Annotated in this window: 13 protein-coding genes; 3 read left to right on the top strand and 10 right to left on the bottom strand. The window is 70.0% G+C overall.

Annotated elements, in window-relative coordinates; genetic code table 11:
* Positions 1-126 precede the first annotated feature (126 nt).
* From trhO to SNE35_RS02910, 6 genes are all read right to left on the bottom strand, one after another.
* On the bottom strand, positions 127-942 hold the full coding sequence (trhO, locus tag SNE35_RS02935) for an oxygen-dependent tRNA uridine(34) hydroxylase TrhO (RefSeq protein ID WP_320421327.1): 816 nt from the start codon (positions 940-942) through the stop codon (positions 127-129).
* On the bottom strand, positions 935-2,920 hold the full coding sequence (locus tag SNE35_RS02930; protein WP_320421326.1) for an aminotransferase class V-fold PLP-dependent enzyme: 1,986 nt from the start codon (positions 2,918-2,920) through the stop codon (positions 935-937). Before SNE35_RS02930 ends, trhO begins: the two co-directional genes overlap by 8 nt.
* Before the next feature lie 10 nt (positions 2,921-2,930).
* On the bottom strand, positions 2,931-4,907 hold the full coding sequence (locus SNE35_RS02925; RefSeq protein ID WP_320421325.1) for a hybrid sensor histidine kinase/response regulator: 1,977 nt from the start codon (positions 4,905-4,907) through the stop codon (positions 2,931-2,933).
* Positions 4,908-4,992: 85 nt separating this feature from the next.
* Positions 4,993-6,531 carry a methyl-accepting chemotaxis protein gene (locus SNE35_RS02920; protein WP_320421324.1) on the bottom strand — a complete coding sequence of 513 codons (1,539 nt, stop codon included), beginning with the start codon at positions 6,529-6,531 and terminating at the stop codon, positions 4,993-4,995.
* 69 nt (positions 6,532-6,600) lie between these two features.
* Positions 6,601-7,932: an MFS transporter gene (locus tag SNE35_RS02915; RefSeq protein ID WP_320421323.1), complete on the bottom strand. Its 1,332-nt coding sequence runs from the start codon at positions 7,930-7,932 to the stop codon at positions 6,601-6,603.
* A gap of 86 nt (positions 7,933-8,018) precedes the next feature.
* Complete coding sequence (locus SNE35_RS02910; RefSeq protein ID WP_320421322.1) at positions 8,019-9,014, bottom strand: sensor domain-containing diguanylate cyclase; 996 nt, start codon at positions 9,012-9,014, stop codon at positions 8,019-8,021.
* A gap of 113 nt (positions 9,015-9,127) precedes the next feature.
* Here SNE35_RS02910 and SNE35_RS02905 point away from each other — a divergent pair, with 113 nt between their 5' ends.
* Positions 9,128-10,357, top strand: a complete 1,230-nt coding sequence (locus SNE35_RS02905; protein ID WP_320421321.1) for a glycosyltransferase — start codon at positions 9,128-9,130, stop codon at positions 10,355-10,357.
* Here the strand turns inward: SNE35_RS02905 and SNE35_RS02900 are convergent.
* From SNE35_RS02900 to SNE35_RS02890, 3 genes are all read right to left on the bottom strand, one after another.
* Complete coding sequence (locus tag SNE35_RS02900; RefSeq protein WP_320421320.1) at positions 10,285-11,148, bottom strand: UDP-2,3-diacylglucosamine diphosphatase; 864 nt, start codon at positions 11,146-11,148, stop codon at positions 10,285-10,287. The genes SNE35_RS02905 and SNE35_RS02900 overlap by 73 nt on opposite strands.
* Positions 11,149-11,260: 112 nt before the next feature.
* Complete coding sequence (locus tag SNE35_RS02895; protein ID WP_320421319.1) at positions 11,261-12,259, bottom strand: SdiA-regulated domain-containing protein; 999 nt, start codon at positions 12,257-12,259, stop codon at positions 11,261-11,263.
* Between the two features lie 15 nt (positions 12,260-12,274).
* A complete protein-coding gene (locus SNE35_RS02890; protein ID WP_320421318.1) occupies positions 12,275-12,949 on the bottom strand; it encodes a lamin tail domain-containing protein in 675 nt (224 codons plus the stop codon).
* Between the two features lie 262 nt (positions 12,950-13,211).
* Between SNE35_RS02890 and SNE35_RS02885 the strand changes: the two genes are divergently transcribed.
* Both SNE35_RS02885 and SNE35_RS02880 read left to right on the top strand, forming a co-directional pair.
* On the top strand, positions 13,212-15,434 hold the full coding sequence (locus tag SNE35_RS02885; RefSeq protein ID WP_320421317.1) for a phosphocholine-specific phospholipase C: 2,223 nt from the start codon (positions 13,212-13,214) through the stop codon (positions 15,432-15,434).
* A 19-nt stretch (positions 15,435-15,453) separates the two neighbouring features.
* The gene (locus SNE35_RS02880; RefSeq protein ID WP_320421316.1) at positions 15,454-16,074 is read left to right on the top strand and encodes a choice-of-anchor R domain-containing protein; all 621 of its coding nucleotides are present in this window, start codon (positions 15,454-15,456) and stop codon (positions 16,072-16,074) included.
* 11 nt (positions 16,075-16,085) lie between these two features.
* Here SNE35_RS02880 and SNE35_RS02875 read toward each other — a convergent pair whose 3' ends face one another.
* Positions 16,086-17,321 (bottom strand): FAD-dependent monooxygenase, encoded by a 1,236-nt coding sequence (locus tag SNE35_RS02875; protein WP_320421314.1) that lies wholly within the window; start codon positions 17,319-17,321, stop codon positions 16,086-16,088.
* Between the last annotated feature and the right edge of the window lie 34 nt (positions 17,322-17,355).

The raw sequence follows: 17,355 nt of genomic DNA, 5'->3' as shown, positions 1-17,355 counted from the left end.
CTCGGCCGAGCCTCGGGCTGCGGCTGGGGCCGTCCACTTCATGTCCCCCGCCCGCTGCGCGGGCTCCTCCTTTACTTCCGTGGCCGGCCCCAGCCACATCCCGAGGCAAACGACCACTGGGGTTCGCTAAGAGGCCGGGTCGAGCCGCTTTGCGCGGGCTAGTCGCCAAGCGCCATCGGGTTCGTCGGCGTAGACCTCTTCGGCCGTTGTTGCAGTTTCTTGCAATTTCGCGTCGATCGCGATGCGCTTGTCGAAGACGAAGCATTCGCCCTGCCAGTCCGCGGCGGCGTCGGGCATGGCCTGGAAGAAGTTCAGGATGCCGCCGTCGAGCTGGTAGACGGTCAGGCCCTGGTCCTGCATCCAGGCGCTGGTCTTTTCGCAGCGGATGCCGCCGGTGCAGTACATCGCGATGCGCTTGCCCTCGGCTTTCCACTGCGGGGCCTGCGATTCGACGTAGGCGGGGAAATCGCGGAAGTGCTTGACCTCGGGGTCGACGGCGCCGCGGAAGCGGCCGAGGCGCCATTCGAAGCTATTGCGGTTGTCGAGCACGACGACGTCGGGCTCGTCCAGCAGTTCGCGCCAGCGCTGCGGCGAGACGTGCGTGTCGTCCTGCGTCTCCGGCGCCGTGACGCCGGGCACGCCGAAGGCCACGATCTCTCGCTTCACGTGGACCTTGACGAGGTGGAAGGGCCGCGTCGCACAGGCGCTGTGCTTGAAGACCATGCCGGCGAAGGCGCCGCCGAACTCCGTCACCAGCGCCTGCTCGAAGGCCTGCAGCACGGCCGGCGGCCCGGCCACGGCGCCGCTGATGCCTTCGGCCGCGACGATCACATTGCCGCCGAGCCCGACCACCAGTTCGCGCAGCCGCTCCGCCACGGCGGACGGATCGTCCAGCGCGGCGAAGCGGTAGAACGAGCTGTGGACCTGCTGCGCTTCAGACATGGACGACGTTGCCCGGCATCAGCGCCAGCCCGCCGGCCAGCGTGAAGGCCTGGCCGTGGCCCAGCCGCGCCAGCGCCTGCGCGGCCTGGCGGCTGCGGTTGCCGCTGCGGCAGAAGAACAGCAGCGGGCGCTGCTCGGCCAGCCAGGGCTCGATCGCGTTCAGCAGGCGCGAGATCGGCATCGCCTGCAGTTCCACGCCCGGCAGCTCCGGCGTGTGCGTCAGGAACTGCTCGTAGGGCTCGCGCACGTCCACCAGCAGCGCGCCCGGGTGCGTGGCGACGAAGGCGGCGAGCTGCATGCCGTCGAGCTGGATCGGCTCGGCGTCCTCGCGCTGCAGCGCGCGGGTGGCGAACAGGGCCGCGTCGTCGTGCGTGGGGGCGGCCAGCGTGTGCGGCGCGAGCATGGCGACGGGCACCTCGCCGAAGGCGAACTGGGCCTCGTCGCCGGCGCCCAGCAGCAAGACCTGGCCCTCGGCCGTCGGGCGGCGCACCAGGCGGCGTGCGCCCAGCTCGATCGCGCCGGCGCCGACGGGCCAGCCGAGCGCGTCGGTCTCGCCGGCGGGCAGCAGCGCTGCAGGCAGGTCGGCATGCAGGATCTCGCGGGCCTGGCGGTGGGCGTCGTCGCCGCTGGTGCTGAGGATCGCAGCCAGCGGATAGTCCTGGCAGCCCAGCGCTTGCACCAGGCGCGAGACCTGCTCGGGCTGCGGGTCGATCAGCAGGCAGCGCTTGGCGGCGGCGTCGGCCAACAGGTAGCAGCAGGCGCCGTCCAGCATGAAGCGGGTGATGCCGTCACCCACCGTCGGCGCGTTGTCCTGCGGGCTCAGGCAGTTCTGGCGCAGCGATTCGCCGCAGGCGCGGATGCGGGCGCAGGCCTCGGCGATGAACTCGGCCGTGGCGGCCGGGCCGATCGACAGGCGCACCGCGCCGGCTGCCTGCCAATGCGGCAGGCCCATCGCCTCCAGTACGAAGCTGGGCGCGGCCTTGGCGGCGCTGCAGGCCGAGCCGCCGCTGACGCGCACGTCGGCCGCGTCGAACAGGTCCTGCAGCAGGCGCGAGCTGAGGCCCGGCACGGCGAAGTTCAGCGTCGTCGGCAGCACATGGGCCAGCGGCGCGTTGAACACCAGGCCGGGGAAGGCCTCGCGCAGCGCGGCAGCGAGCGCGTCGCGGTAGCGGGTGAGTTCGGCGGCGCTGCGGAAGCTCTGGCCGTCTTCCAGCGCGGCCAGCACGGCGCCCAGCGCGGCGATGCCGGACATGTTCTCGGTGCCCGAGCGCAGCGCGCCTTCCTGCCCGCCGCCGGCCATCAGCGGGGTGAACGGCGCGCCCTCGCGCACGTACAGCAGGCCGATGCCCTTGGGGGCATAGAGCTTATGGCCGGAGAAGGGCGCGTAGTCGATGCGGCTGGCGGCCAGCTTCATCGGCAGCTTGCCCAGCGCTTGCACGCCGTCCACCATCCAGTAGCCGGCCAGCGCGGACAGCGCCGCCTCGATGCCGGCCAGGTCGCTGACGACGCCGGTCTCGTTGTTGGCGGCCATCGTGCAGATGAGGCCGGTGCGCGGCGCATGCTCGCGGATGAAGGCCAGGTCGTGCCGGCCGTCGGTGTCGACGGGGATCGCCTTGATCTCCAGGCCCAGGTCCAGGAGCCGGTTCCAGTGCTTCAGCGCCTCGGGCACCGCCTTGTGCTCGGTGGCGCCGTAGAGCAGCCACTGCACATCGCTGCGCCCGCGCAGCGCGGTCAGCGCCGACAGCACGGCGGTCTGGATGCCCTCGGTGGCGCCGCTGACGAACAGCAGGCGGCCGGCGCCGGTGTCCAGCAGGCGCTGGGCGCGGGCGCGGGCGGTGTCCATCAGCGCGCGGGCCTTCAGGCCGGTGCTGTGCACGCTGCTGGGGTTGCCGAAGTCCTGGGCCAGGGCTTGGAGGGCGGCCTGTGCTGCCTGGGGCAGCACCGGGGTAGTGGCGTTGGCGTCGAGATAGATTTCCATGCAGGCCGGATTATCGGCCGCCGCCCCGCTCCAGCGCCGTGCGGATCGCCTCGATCAGCTGCTCCTGGTCGAAGGGCTTGTCCAGGCGCACCGCATGCTCGGGCAGCGTGCCGGGCGTGTGGCCCACATAGCCGCTGGCGACGATCGCGGCCAGGCCGGGGCGCAGGCGTTGCACCTCGGCCAGCAGTTCCGCGCCGCTGAGCCGGGGCATCGCCTGGTCGGTCATCACCAGGTCGAAGGCGGCCGGGTCCTCGCGCAGCAGGCGCAGCGCATCGGGCGCGTCGCTAGCGCAGCTCGGCTGGTGGCCGAGGTCCTGCAGCAGCGCGGCCGTGCTCTCCAGCACCAGCGCGTCGTCGTCGACCAGCAGCACGCGCAGCGGCTGGCGTGGGTCGAGCGCGGCATCGATCGCCGGCGTTCCGCTTGCCGTGCGGGGTTCGGCCGCGGCTGAATCTGCCGCAGCGCGCGCCGCCGGCAACCACACCTCCGCCCGCGTGCCCTGGCCGGGCTGGCTCGTCAGCAGGAAGCGGCCGCCGGATTGCGCCGCCAGGCCGTGGACCATCGACAGGCCCAGGCCCGTGCCCCTGCCGATGCCCTTGGTCGTGAAGAAGGGCTCCATCGCGCGCTGCAGCGTCTCGTCGTCCATGCCCTCGCCGGTGTCGATGACGGCCAGGCTCAGGTAGCTGCCGGCGGGCAGGCTGCCTTCGCTGGCGTCCACTTGCCGAGCGGCCAGCTCGATGCGCACCGGACCGCCGGTGGGCATCGCGTCGCGCGCGTTGACGACCAGGTTCAGCAGCGCCAGCTCCAGCTGGTTGGGGTCGACGAAGGCGGGCGGCAGGTCCTCGGGCGTGTCCAGCGTGAGCGTCAGGGTGGGGCCGACCGAGCGCTGCAGCAGGTCGCTCATGCCGCGCACCAGTGCGCCGAGGTCCACGCGCTCGGGGCTCGGCTCCTGGCGCCGCGCGAAGGCCAGCATCCGTTGTGTCAGCGCGGCGCCGCGCTGGGCGGCGCGGGTGGCCGTCATCACCCATTTGCGCAGCAGCGGGTCGGCCTCGCCGCCGCGCCGATCGATCAGGCGCAGGCTGGACAGGATCACCATCAGCAGGTTGTTGAAGTCGTGCGCCACGCCGCCGGTGAGCTGGCCGATCGCATCGAGCTTCTGCGACTGGAACAGCGAGGCCTGCGCCGCTTCCAGCGCCTGCTGGGCCTGGCGCTTCTCGGTCACGTCGCGCGTGACCTTGGCGATGCCGATGATCTTGCCGTCGTCGTCGTGCACCTGGTCCATCACGACGCTGGCCCAGAACTGGCTGCCGTCCTTGCGCACGCGCCAGCCCTCGCTCTCGAAGCGGCCGCGCTGCAGCACGGTGGCGAGCGCACGCTCGGGCGTGCCCAGCGCGCGATCCTCGGCGCGGTAGAAGGTGGAGAAGTTGCGGCCGACGATCTCGTCGGCCTGGTAGCCCTTGATGTGCTCGGCGCCGGCGTTCCAGCTGACCACGCGGCCCTGCAGGTCCAGCATGTAGATCGCGTAGTCGGTGACGCCCTGCACCAGCAGCCGGAACTGCTCCTGCGTGCGGCGCAGCGCGGCCTCGGTCTCGCGGCGCTCGGTCAGGTCGCGGGTGACCTTGGCGTAGCCGATCACGCGGCCGTCGGCGCTGCGGATCGGATCGATGACGACCAGGGCCCAGAAGCGGGTGCCGTCCTTGCGCAGGCGCCAGCCCTCGCCCTCGAACTGGCCGCGCTCCGCGGCGATCGCCAGCGCCCGCTCGGGCAGGCCGGCGTGCCGGTCCTCAGGCGCGTAGAAGCGCGAGAAGTGCTGGCCGATGATCTCGTCGGCCCGGTAGCCCTTGAAGCGCTGGGCGCCCGGGTTCCAGCTGGTCACCGTGCCGTCCGCGTCGAGCATGTAGATCGCGTAGTCGGTGACGGCCTCGACGAGCAGCCGGTAGCGATCCTCTTCGGGCAGCGAGGAAACAGTGAGGGGCGACGGGGCGGCCATGGCGGTGTGCGTCGAGATTCAAGGTTAGCGAAGCCCCCGGACTCTACGCTGCCATCCACGCCGCCGCGCACAGAAAAAACGACGATTAGCCGGGCTGCAGGCGGAACACGGCCACGCTCTGGACGAGGTCCTGCGCCTGCGAATTGAGGCTCGAGGTGGCCGCAGCCATCTGCTCGACCAGCGCCGCGTTCTGCTGCGTGACCTGGTCCATCTGCTGCACCGCCTCGCCCACCTGCGAGACACCGGCGCTCTGCTGGCGGCTGGCGGCGCTGATCTCGTGCATCAGATCGCCGACCCGGCCGATCGCGGCGACGACCTCTTCCATCGTCGTGCCGGCCTGGTCCACCAGCACCGTGCCGCGCTCGACCCGCTCGACGCTGCTGCCGATCAGCCGCTTGATCTCGCGGGCCGCCTCGGCCGCGCGGCCGGCTAGCGTGCGCACCTCACCGGCCACGACGGCGAAGCCGCGCCCTTGCTCGCCGGCCCGCGCCGCCTCCACGGCTGCGTTCAGCGCCAGGATGTTGGTCTGGAAGGCGATGCCGTCGATCACGCCGGTGATGTCGCCGATGCGGCGCGAGGCCTCGCTGATCTCGCGCATGGTCTCGACCACCTGGCCCACGACCTTGCCGCCGCGCACCGCCACCGCCGAGGCGCTGCGCGCCATCTCGTTGGCTTCTCGGGCGCTGTCGGCGTTGTGCTTGACGGTGGCGTCCAGCTCTTCCATCGACGAGGCCGTTTCCTCCAGCGCGCTGGCCTGGCTCTCGGTGCGGGAGGACAGGTCGTGGTTGCCCTGCGCGATCTCGGCGCTGGCCGTGGCCACGCCCTCCGAGCCGCTGCGCACCTTGTGGACGACGGCGGCCAGGCCGTCCTTCATCTGCACCAGGCCGCGCAGCAGCGCGGCGATCTCGTCGCGGCCGCGGGTGTCGATCTGCACGCCCAGGTCGCCGGCGGCGATCGCGCCGGCCAGCGCGTTGGCCTGCGCCAGTGCCCGGCCGATGCCGGCGACGAGGAAGCCGCCCAGCGCGATCGCGCCCAGCACGCCGATGACGATCGCCGCGATCGCCACCCCGCGGATCGTCTCGAAGTGCGCCACCGCCTTGTCGTACTCGCTCTTGGCCACGCGCAGCTGCAGGTCGATCAGCGCCATCATCTCGCGGCGGGCAGGGGCCCACAGGCCCGGCACGACCTCGTTGGCGATGTGCCGAGCGGCGTCGAAATCGCCCTTCTTCAGCGCCGCCAGCGCCGGCCGCAGCGCGCCGCTGACGTACTCGCCGCGGACGGTCGTGAAGCGCTTGGCGATCTGCTCCTCCTCGGGCGTCAGGTAGGTCGCCATGTAGTTCTTCCACAGCCGGGTGATCTCGGCGATGTTGGCCTCGACCTCCTGGCCGTCGCGGGCCACCGCCTCGGGCGTGGCCGCCAGCGTGGCGGAGCTGATCAGGTTCGCATTCATCAGCATGCGCGCCTGGATGTCGCCGAGCTGACCCAGCACGACGGTGCGGTCCTCGTAGACGGTCTTCAGGCCGGCATTGCTGGCCGCCATGCCGGACAGGCCCAGCAGGCCGACACCGATCAGCAGCGCGGACATCACGGCGATCAGCAGGATCAGACGGGTGGAGATCTTCATCGCGGCGGCTCCTTGTTGGGCCACCGCTGGCATGCATGCGCCGTGCCAGATCCTCCCCGTCGCGAGCAACTACTTCACGGTTGCCAGGTCCAGATCGCGCGTCTCGCGCGAGAACCACAGCGCGGCCAGCGTGAACAGGCCGTTGGCGGCCAGGTAGAGACCCACGCCCTGCAGGCCGTAGTTCTTGTTCAGCTCCAGCGCCACCAGGGTCGGGATCGAGGCGCCGACGATGGAGGCCAGGTTGTAGGCCAGCGAGGCGCCCGAGTAGCGGACCTCGGTCGGGAACAGCTCGGGCAGCAGGGCGGCCATCGGGCCGAAGGTGAAACCCATCAGGCCCAGGCCGATGATGATGAAGACGAGCACGCCGAAGGCATCCGCGCCGCCCAGCAGGTTCTGCATCGCCAGGCCGAAGGCGATGATCGCGATCGTCACGCCGATCAGCCACTGGCGGCGGCCCCAGCGGTCGGCCAGCACGCCACCGACGCTGGTGCAGATGCCGAACACGATGGCGCCGATCAGCAGGATGCCGGTGAAGGTGTTGGCCGGAATGCCCAGGCCTGTGGCGTGGCCGGTGGCCGAAGTGGCGACGGGGCTCTTCGAGTAGACCTGCACGAAGGCCGTCATCAGGTAGAACAGCACGTAGGTCGTCGTCATGATCAGCACGCCCTGCAGCACGGCCAGGCCGTGCTTGGCGAACACGGCCGAGACCGGCGCATGCAGCTTCTTGCCGGCGGCTTCGGCGTCGCGGAAGACCTGGCTCTCGTGCAGGTTCAGCCGCACGTACAGGCCCACGGCGACCAGCACCACCGACAGCAGGAAGGGAATGCGCCAGCCCCAGGCCACCATCTGCTCAGCCCCGAGGAAGTAGCTGACCAGGAAGAACACGCCGTTGGCCGCGAACAGGCCGATCGGCGCACCCAGCTGCGGGAAGCTGCCGAACAGGCCGCGCTTGCCCTGCGGTGCGTTCTCGGTGGCGACCAGCGCCGCGCCGCCCCATTCACCGCCGAGGCCGATGCCCTGGCCGATGCGGAAGATGCACAGCAGGATCGGCGCCGCGATGCCGATCTGCGCGTAGGTCGGCAGCAGGCCGATCGCGATGGTGGAGATGCCCATCGTCAGCAGCGAAGCCACCAGCGTCTTCTTGCGGCCGATCCGGTCGCCGAAGTGGCCGAACAGCGCCGAGCCGATCGGCCGGGCGAAGAAGGCCAGCGCCAGGGTCGACAGGCTCAGCAGCTGCGCCGCGTAGCCGTCGCCTTTGGGGAAGAACTGCGTGCTGAAGACCAGCACCGCCGCGGCGGCATAGATGTAGTAGTCGTAGAACTCGATCGCGGTGCCGACCAGCGAGGCAATGGCGACCTGGCGCGGCGAGTTGCGCTGGGGCGTGGATGAAGACGGGGCCATGGAATGAATCCTTTCGGGCGCGGATCCGACCTCGGCCCGCGTGGGCCGACATTGTCACGGATCAGCGTTCGCGTGCGGCGAAGGATTTATTCGTCCAGCGCACCGACCACGCGGTTCCGGCCGCTGTCCTTGGCGTGGTACAGGCGCTGGTCGGCCGCGCGCATCAGCTCGGTCACCGAGCCGGCATGCTGCGGGAAGGTGGCGACGCCGAAGGAGGCCGTCAGGCTCAGCTCGGTGCCGCCGCCGATGCGCGTCTTCAGCGAGGCCAGCGCGCTGCGCCACTCCTGCGCACGCTCGATGGCGCCGTGGTGGTCCATGCCCGGCAGCAACACGGCGAACTCCTCGCCGCCGAGCCGGCAGGCCAGGTCTTCCGCACGCGAGGTGGAGCGCAGCAGCAGGCCGATCACGCGCAGCGCCTCGTCACCGGCCAGATGGCCGTGCACGTCGTTGACGCGCTTGAAGAAGTCCACGTCCAGCATCACCAGCGACAGCGGCTGCTGCTGACGGCGTGAGCGGGCGATCTCGCGCTCGGCCACGGCGACGAAGTGGCGGCGGTTGTAGACGCCGGTCAGGTCGTCGCGAATCGCCTGCTCGCGCAGTTGCTCGTGCAGCTGGTTGATCCGCTGCACCTGGCCGCGCAGCAGGCGGTTGGCCTCGCGCAGCGCGTGCTCGTCCTTCTTGCGCTGGGTGATGTCGCGCGTGATGCCGAAGTAGCCGATGTGCACGCCGTCGTCGTCGAACACCGGCACGGAGACGGTGTCGCCCCACTTGCCGCTGCCGTCCTTGCAGATGAATTCGCCCTCGTGGCGGATCGCACCATGCTGGTGGATCGGCGCGCCGCGCTCGATCGTCTGGCGGTGGATCTGCAGCTTGTACTCCGGCGTCATGAAGTCCTGCACCGAGCGGCCCACCACCTCCGTCGCCGGGTAGCCCATCATCAGCGCCATGTTGTCGCTGATGTAGACGAAACGGCGCTCCACGTCGACCTCCCAGAAGCAGTCGCCGCTGGCATTGATCATCGACAGCAGGCGCGTATCGTTGGTCGTTCGGGGGGTGACGGGGAGGGCAGGGTCGTGGTTCATGGCCTTGCGAGTTAAGCCGCTCAGCATAAACGCGGCGGGCCGAAAATCCTAATGCTTGATGTGGATATCGACCTTCACGAAGCCGTCACTGCACGGCCCGAAGCTACAGAACCATGACGACGAAGCCTACCGTTGCCCTGGTTTACTTCAACGCGGGGGGCGGCCATCGTGCCGCCGCGCAGGCGCTGCAGGCGCTGATCGCCCAGCAGCAGCGCGGCTGGGAGGTGCAGCTGGTCAACCTCTTCGAGGTGCTGGACCCGAAGCGCCGCTTCAAGCAGCTCACAGGCGCCGCGCCGGAGGACTTCTACAACAAGCGCCTGGCGCGCGGCTGGACCCTGGGCATGGCCCAGGAGCTGAAGATGCTGCAGCGGGCGATCCGCTTCTTCCACGAATCGATCGTGGAGATCCTGCAGCAGCACTGGCTGGCCACGGAGCCGGACCTGGTCGTCTCGCTGGTGCCCAACTTCAACCGCGCGCTGTGCGCCTCGGTCCATGCCAGCCTGCCCGGCGTGCCCTTCGCCACCGTGCTGACCGACATGGCGGACCTGCCGCCGCGCTTCTGGATCGAGCGGGGGCAGCGTCAGCACATCGTCTGCGGCACGCCGCGGGCGCTGGCGCAGGCCCGCGCGGCCGGTCACCCGGACGAGCGGCTGAGCCTGGTCTCCGGCATGGTGCTGCGCCCCTCGTTCTACGACCCGCGCCTGGCCGACCCGGCCGACCTGGTGAAAGCGCGCCGTGCGCTGGGGCTGGACCCGGCGCGGCCGACCGGCATCGTGATGTTCGGCGGCCAGGGCTCGATGCAGATGCTGAAGATCGCCAAGGCGCTGAAGGGCGAGCAACTGATCCTGATGTGCGGGCATAACGCCAAGCTCGCGCGGCAACTGCAGGCGCAGGGCTCGGACGCGCCGCACGCCATCGTCGGCTTCACCGCCCAGGTGGCCGAGCACCTGCAGATGGCCGACTACTTCATCGGCAAGCCCGGCCCCGGCTGCCTCAGCGAAGCGCTGCACCTGGGGCTGCCGGTGATCACCACCGGCGGCCGCGGCACGATGCCGCAGGAGCGCTACAACGCGCAGTGGGTGCGCGAGATGGGTGTCGGCCTGGTGCTGGACACGATGCGCGGCATTGGCGGCGCCACGGCCGAGATGCTGGCGCGGCTGCCGGCCTTCCAGGCGCGCGTGCGCGAGCTGGACAACCGGGCGGTGTTCGAGGTGGTGGACATCTTCGACGCGCTGATGAAGCGCGCCGCGGGGCTCGATCTGCCCCTGCCTCAATTCACCAGCGATTCCTCCGCTTCGCGGGCGGTGGAGACGACCGGGGCGGGCTTGGGCAACAGCGCCTGAGCCGGACGGGCGGCGCGCGCCTGGTGCTCCAGCCGCGCGCTGAAATCGAGGATCTCCAGCCGGCCGTCGGGGTGCTCGACCAGCGCGGTGAGGCTCTCCACCCAGTCGCCGTCGTTGCAGTACAGCACGCCCTCGATCTCGCGGATCTCGGCATGGTGGATGTGGCCGCAGACCACGCCGTCGACCTTGCGCTTGCGCGCCTCGCGGGCCACGGCGACTTCGAAGTCGCTGACGTAGCTGACCGCGCGCTTGACCTTCAGCTTCAGGTAGCGCGACAGGCTCCAGTAGGGCATGCCCAGCTTGGCACGCAGGCGGTTGAAGTGGCGGTTGACCTTCAAGGTGAACTCGTAGGCGAAGTCGCCGACGTAGGCCAGCCACTTGGCGCACTGGATCACGCCGTCGAACAGGTCGCCGTGGGTGATCCACAGGCGCCGGCCGTCGGCGGTGACATGGATCGCCTCGTCCATCACCTCGACACCGCCGAAGCTGTGCTCCACGTACTTGCGCGCGAACTCGTCGTGGTTGCCCGGCACGAAGATCACGCGCGTGCCCTTGCGGGCCTTGCGCAGCAGCTTCTGCACGACGTCGTTGTGCGCCTGCGGCCAGTACCAGTTCCGGCGCAATTGCCAGCCGTCGATGATGTCGCCGACGAGGTAGAGCGTCTCGCACTCCACGTCGCGCAGGAATTCCAGCAGTGCTTCCGCCTGGCAGCCGGGCGTGCCCAGGTGCAGGTCGGAGATCCAGACCGTGCGCATGTGCAGCGGGGCCGGCGGCGTGATCGTCTTGTCCATGCTGTCTTCCCAACGAGTTGGCATGGCTTCACATGGTCTGAGGCGGCGATGACAAGGCTGTGAACCAATGAAAAACCCCGGCCGGGGCCGGGGTTGCTGGGGAGAGCGTTGCTCAGCGCTGCTTGCGGCGGCGGGCCGCGGCGGCGATGCCCAGGCCGCCCATCAGCATCAGCGAGAGGCTGGCGGGCTCCGGCACGGCGGCCGTGGGGCTCAGCACGATCAGCTGCGACTTCACCGCGCCGGTGGCGCTGCCGTCCTGGATCTGCTCGGCCACCAGGTAGATCGTGCCCTTCTCGTCGACGGTTACGCCCTCGATGGCGTTGTGCGGCAGCACGTTCGACAGGTCGAAGCTGCTGATGATGTTGCCCTGGCGATCGGCCTCCACCAGGCTGTGCGAGCCCAGGCTCAGGAACAGCAGATTGTCCGCGCCTGCGGTACCGGCCAGCGAGTCCACCGGCGCCAGCACGGCCACGTCCGACAGCGTCGACAGGCCCAGCTTGCTGGCGTCGAACAGCGTCGAGATGTTGGCGGTGCCGCTCAGCTGGTTGCCGAAGCTCAGCGTGCCGGAGAAGACGGCCTCGGGGCTTTCCTGCTTGACGGCGACGTAGCTGCCGCCGTTGCGCGGGTCGTAGGCGATGCCTTCCATGCCGCTGTTGTCGACCGGGTAGGCGTTGCTGAGCGACACGCTGTTGCTGGACAGCGTGGCCGTGCCACCGTTGACGTAGCCGAACTTGTAGGCGTCGTACAGGCGTTCTTCGCCGACGACCAGCTGGCCGTTGCCGAGGTAGGTGATGCCCTCGGTGTCGTGCTTGCTGCTGCCGGTGTTGGACCAGTCGAAGTTCATGTAGCCCAGCGTCTTGCCGGTCAGCGAGATCTCCACGACGCCGGTGCCTTCATCGCCGACGAAGAACAGCGAGTTGCGGTCCTTCGCGTAGGCCACGCCCGAGGCTTCCAGGCCGGAGATGCCGCCGCTGGTGCCGTTCAGGATGTCCAGGCCGTAGGTGGCGGTGACGCTGTAGTTGCCGAGGTTCAGCGAGCTGGCGGCCTGTGCGGCGCCGCAGCTGGCGGCAGCGGCCAGCGCGAGCAGCAGGAGTTTGATGCGCTTGTTCATCGCGTTCCCTCCCGCTCAGGCCTTGCGGCGACGGGCGACGGCACCGACGGCGACCAGGCCGCCCAGCAGCAGCGCGTAGGTCGAGGGTTCCGGCACCGCGGCGGCGATGGTGCCCGGCGAGCCGATCTCCACGCCGTCGTGCGCCAGGAAGGCGCCGTTCGTGCCGGCGGCGCTCAGCAGGCTCACCGTCACGTTGTTCAGACCCTGCGAGTTGTCGAAGGTCTGGTAGGGCGAGCTGCTGTCGGAGGTGCCGAAGGTGATCTTCGCCTGCTGCACGCCGCTGGCGTTGAAGATGGTGACGGCGTCGCCGTCGGTGGAGAGGCCGACGCCGTTGCCGGTGTAGGTGCCGACCTGCAGGCCGGCCGGCACGTTGGTGCCGAACCAGGCGCTCTTGAAGGAGTTCACCAGCGCGCTGCCGCTGCCTTCCAGGAAGATCACCGATTCGCCGGCGGCGATCGAAGTGATGCCGTTCAGCGCGACGGCGCTGCCGAAGGCGGCGGAGCTGTCGTCCATCTTCCAGCCGGTGATCGTCACGGCGCTGGTGCCGGTGTTGGTCAGTTCGAACCAGTCGGCGCCGACCGGCGAGTTGCCGCTGGACCAGGGAGCGACTTCGGTGACGCGGACATCGGCGTGGGCGGCGGAGGCGGCGACGGCCAGCAGCGCGGCGGCCAGGATTGCGGTGTTCTTCATCGGGTGTCCTCTTGCTTGTGTTGACGGGCGGATGGGGTACGAGGTACTGCGCTGCGCAGCCTAGGGATCGGGTGCGGCATGCTTGTGACAAGCTGATGAACCCCCTTGGTCCGGGGGTGCCCGAATGTGTGCCGTATGTCGCGGATGACGGTCTGATGAATGCGGAGATCCATCCGGCCCGTGTGGCGCCGATAGCAGCGACACGCTGCTGCCATGGACGGATTTGAGAATGCCCGGCATCCCCACCGCAGGAGATTTCCCCATGACGAAGATCGACCGCCGCACCGTGCTGCGCGGGCTGGCCGGCCTCGGCGCCACCGCCGCGCTGCCGGACAGCATCCAGAAGGCCCTGGCCATCCCCGCCGCAGGCACCACCGGCACCATCGAGGACGTCAAGCACATCGTCGTGCTGATGCAGGAGAACCGCTCGTTCGACCATTACTTCGGCATGCTGCGCGGCGTGCGCGGCTTCGGCGACCCGCGCGCGGCCAAGCTCTACGGCTCGGGCGCCCCCGTGTTCCAGCAGCCCAACGTGAACAGCTCCGGCGTGGTGCAGAACCCGCCGGCCATCCTGCCCTACCACCCGACCGCGGCCAAGCTGGGCGAGCAGTTCCTGACCGGCCTGGCGCACTCGTGGTCCGACGCGCACAGCGCCTGGAACAACGGCCGCAACGACCGCTGGGTGCCCGCCAAGGGCAAGCAGACGATGGCCTACCTGCAGCGCTCGGACATCCCGTTCTACTACGCGCTGGCCGACGCCTTCACGATCTGCGACGCCTACCACTGCTCGATGATGTCGAGCACCGATCCGAACCGCTACTACCTCTGGACCGGCTGGTGCGGCCAGAACGGCACGCTGCCCGGCGGCATCGATGTGGCCAACACCGGCAGCACGCCCGGCACGATGGCCTTGAACGCCAGTGGCAGCAACGCCGGCAACGGCACGCCGCCCTATGGCCCGGTCGTCACCAACGCTGAAGCCGGCTACGGCTGGACCACCTACCCCGAGCGCCTGCAGAAGGCCGGCATCGACTGGAAGATCTACCAGGACATCGGCCACGGCCTCAACAGCACCGGCTCCTGGGGCTGGGACGGCGCCAACCCCTACATCGGCAACTACGGCGACAACTCGCTGCTGTACTTCAACCAGTACCGCAATGCCCAGCCGGGCGACGCGCTGTATGACCGCGCCCGCACCGGCACCAACCTGCTCAACGGCGGCGCCTGGAACAACGGCACCCTGTTCGACCAGCTGCGCGCCGACGTCATGAACGACACGCTGCCGCAGGTGTCCTGGATCGCCGCGCCCGAGGCCTACAGCGAGCACTCGAACTGGCCGACCAGCTACGGCACCTGGTACATCCAGAACGTGCTGAACGCGCTGACGGCCAACCCCAAGGTCTGGGCCAGCACCGTCTTCATCATCTGCTTCGACGAGAACGACGGCTTCTTCGACCACGTCGTCGCGCCGACGCCGCCGGCCACGGCCGCGCAGGGCAAGTCCACCGTCAGCACCGTCAACGAGATCTACCCGGGCACCGGCAGCTACGCCGCCGGCCCCTACGGCCTGGGCGCACGCGTGCCGATGCTGGTGATCTCGCCGTGGAGCAAGGGCGGCTGGGTGAACTCGCAGGTGTTCGACCACACCTCGGTGATCCGCTTCATCGAGAAGCGCTTCGGCATCTCCGAGCCGAACATCTCGCCGTGGCGCCGCACCGTCTGCGGCGACCTGAGCACCACGCTCGACTTCTCGCTGCCCAACGCCTCCGCCGCCCGCCTGCCGAGCACGGCCGCCTACGCCGCGCCGCAGGCCGACATCGTCTCGGGCAAGAAGTACAGCAGCTACGTCCCGGCCGTGCCGGCGACGCAGGTGATGCCGGTGCAGGAGCCGGGCCAGCGCCTGTCGCGCGCGCTGCCCTATGAGCTGCAGGTCGACTGGCAACCGAACGCCGACAAGCGCAGCTTCACGCTGAGCTTCGCCAACAACGGCCAGGCCGGTGCCTGGCTGCAGGTGCGCTCGGCCACGCTGGACACGCAGGCTGGTGGCTCGACGGGCCCCTGGGGCTACACGGTGGAGCCGGGCAAGTCGCTGAGCGACACCTGGACCGCACCGACGACGACCAACTACGACCTGACGGTGCATGGCCCGGCCGGCTTCTACCGCGCCTTCGCCGGCAACCTGGACGACGGCGCCGCCAAGCTGGCCTGCCGCACCGCCTACGACCGCAGCACCGGCGGCGTGGCGCTGACGATCACCAACGTCGGCACCACCGCGACGACGGTCACCGTCACCGACCGCTACACGAACGCGACCTCGCACCAGCTGCTCGCCCCGGGCGCCAGCGTGCGCACCGACTGGTCGCTGCAGACGAGCTCGCGCTGGTACGACCTGGCCGTGACGGCCGACGGTGACTCGCGCTTCCTCGCCCAGTTCGCCGGCCGCGTCGAGACCGGCGCCGACGGCCTCAGCGACCCCCATGTCTGAACATCAGGAATCACTGAAAATGAAAAACTTCGCACTCAAGCTGAGCGTCATGGCCCTGCTGACCGCGGCAGGCGTCCACGCCGGCGCCGCATCTCTGTACGACAACCTGGGCTCCGCCCAGGAGGGCTCGGACCCGATCCTCAGCTTCGGCCCGCTGGCCAACTCGTTCACGACCGGCGCCGACGGCGGCGTTTCGCTGGCTGGCATCACCGCGCTGCTGAAGAACGACAGCACCTCGGTCGTCGGCGACCTGCGCGTGAGCCTGCATGCCGACAGCGCCAACGGTCCCGGCGCCGAACTGCTGAGCCTGGGCGTGCTGTCCAGCGCCGGCATCTCCGCCGACGCCTTCGGCCGCTACTCGTTCACGCCGTCCGCACCGTTCGCGCTGGCTGCGAACACGACCTACTGGGTCGAGATCGAGGCGACTTCGCCCAACGCGGTCGAATGGGCCTGGTCTGGCGACCTGACGGCCCCCGGCGTCGCCGGCCAGTCGACGTACAGCAGCATCTACGGCGTGAGCCCGAACGGACTCGCCTACCAGATGGCCGTCACCACGGCCGTGCCTGAGCCGACCAGCGCCTTGCTGCTGGCCCTGGGCCTGGGCGCCGTCACGATGCTGAGGCGTCGCCAGCAGGGTTGAACGCCAACGCCCTAACGCCTGCCAAACATCATCTGGCGGGCCAAGGCGCGCTTGACCGGCGGCAGCTTCTGCAGGGCCGCTAGTCCCAGTCCACGCGCGGCCGGCAGGCCCGGCCAGCGCCAGGCGAAGCTGCGGGCGAGGAAGTCGGTCGCGGCGATCATCGTCCAGCGGTCGGGCGCGCGCTGCCATTCGACGCGGCGCAGCGCGGCGTCCACGCCTTCGGGCCCGGCGCGGCGCAGCGCCTCCACCAGCGAGAACGCATCGCGCAAGCCCAGGTTCAGGCCCTGGCCGGCGACCGGGTGCAAGGTCTGCGCGGCATTGCCGATACGCACCGTGCGGCCCTCCACCAAAGTTCGTTCGGCGTTCAGGCCCAGCGGGAAGCATTTCAATGGCCCGATCGCGCGCAGGCGGCCGACACCGGGCGGTAGCAGCGTCTGGATCACCGCCAGGCGCTGCGCGTCGTCCAGCGTGGCGACATCGTCCTCGTCCTGCGGCACGCACCAGATCAAGGCTGCGCGCTTCTGGCCCTCGCGAGGCTGCAGCGGCAGTAGCGCCAGCGGGCCGTTGCGGGTGAATCGCTCGTAGGCAACGCCGGCCGGGCTGTCGTCCGCCAAGGTCACCGTGCCGACCCAGGCGTTCTGCTGGTAGTCGTGCGTCACCGCCTTGCGCGCCTGCTCGGAGAACACGCCGCCTTCGGCGACCACGGCGAGGTCGAAACCCTCGGCAATGCCGGCATCGATCTCCACGCCTCCGTCGAGCGGCTTGATTGCCGAGACCGGCGCACCGAAGCGTGTGAGCAGGCGCTGCGGCTCCCGCGCCGATGCAGCCAGCCACGCGGCCTGCAGCGGCGCGACGAGCTGGCCATAGGCGAGCACTGCGCCGAGCAGCGGCACGCCTTGCTCGAAGGCGTCGATCGTCACCTCCGGCTCTCCGGCGGCGCCGAACAGCGGGTGCGACAAGGTCGGCGGCGCCTGGCTGACGTGGACCCGCGCGATCGCCTGCGCGGCGGCGTCGTTCCAGGCGCCCAGCCGACGCAGCAGTTGCACGCTGCCCAGGCTCAGCGCCAAGGTGCGCGGATCGGCGGAGACGTCGCGCTCCAGCGGCCGGGCGTCGAACAGGCAGATCTGCGCCTCGGGCAGCGCACGAGCGGCCTGCAGGGCCAGCGTCAGCCCGGCGGGGCCGGCGCCGATAACGGCGAGCCTCAGCGGAGCGGTCGGAAGGGTGGTCGGGAGCGTCGTTGTGCGCATGGCGATGCATTGTCACCGCGCTGCACAAGCTTTG

Origin of the sequence: Roseateles agri, assembly GCF_034043675.1 — a bacterium.
In the GTDB taxonomy this organism is placed as follows: domain Bacteria; phylum Pseudomonadota; class Gammaproteobacteria; order Burkholderiales; family Burkholderiaceae_C; genus KK5.
This window is presented reverse-complemented; position numbering and strand designations above follow the sequence as displayed.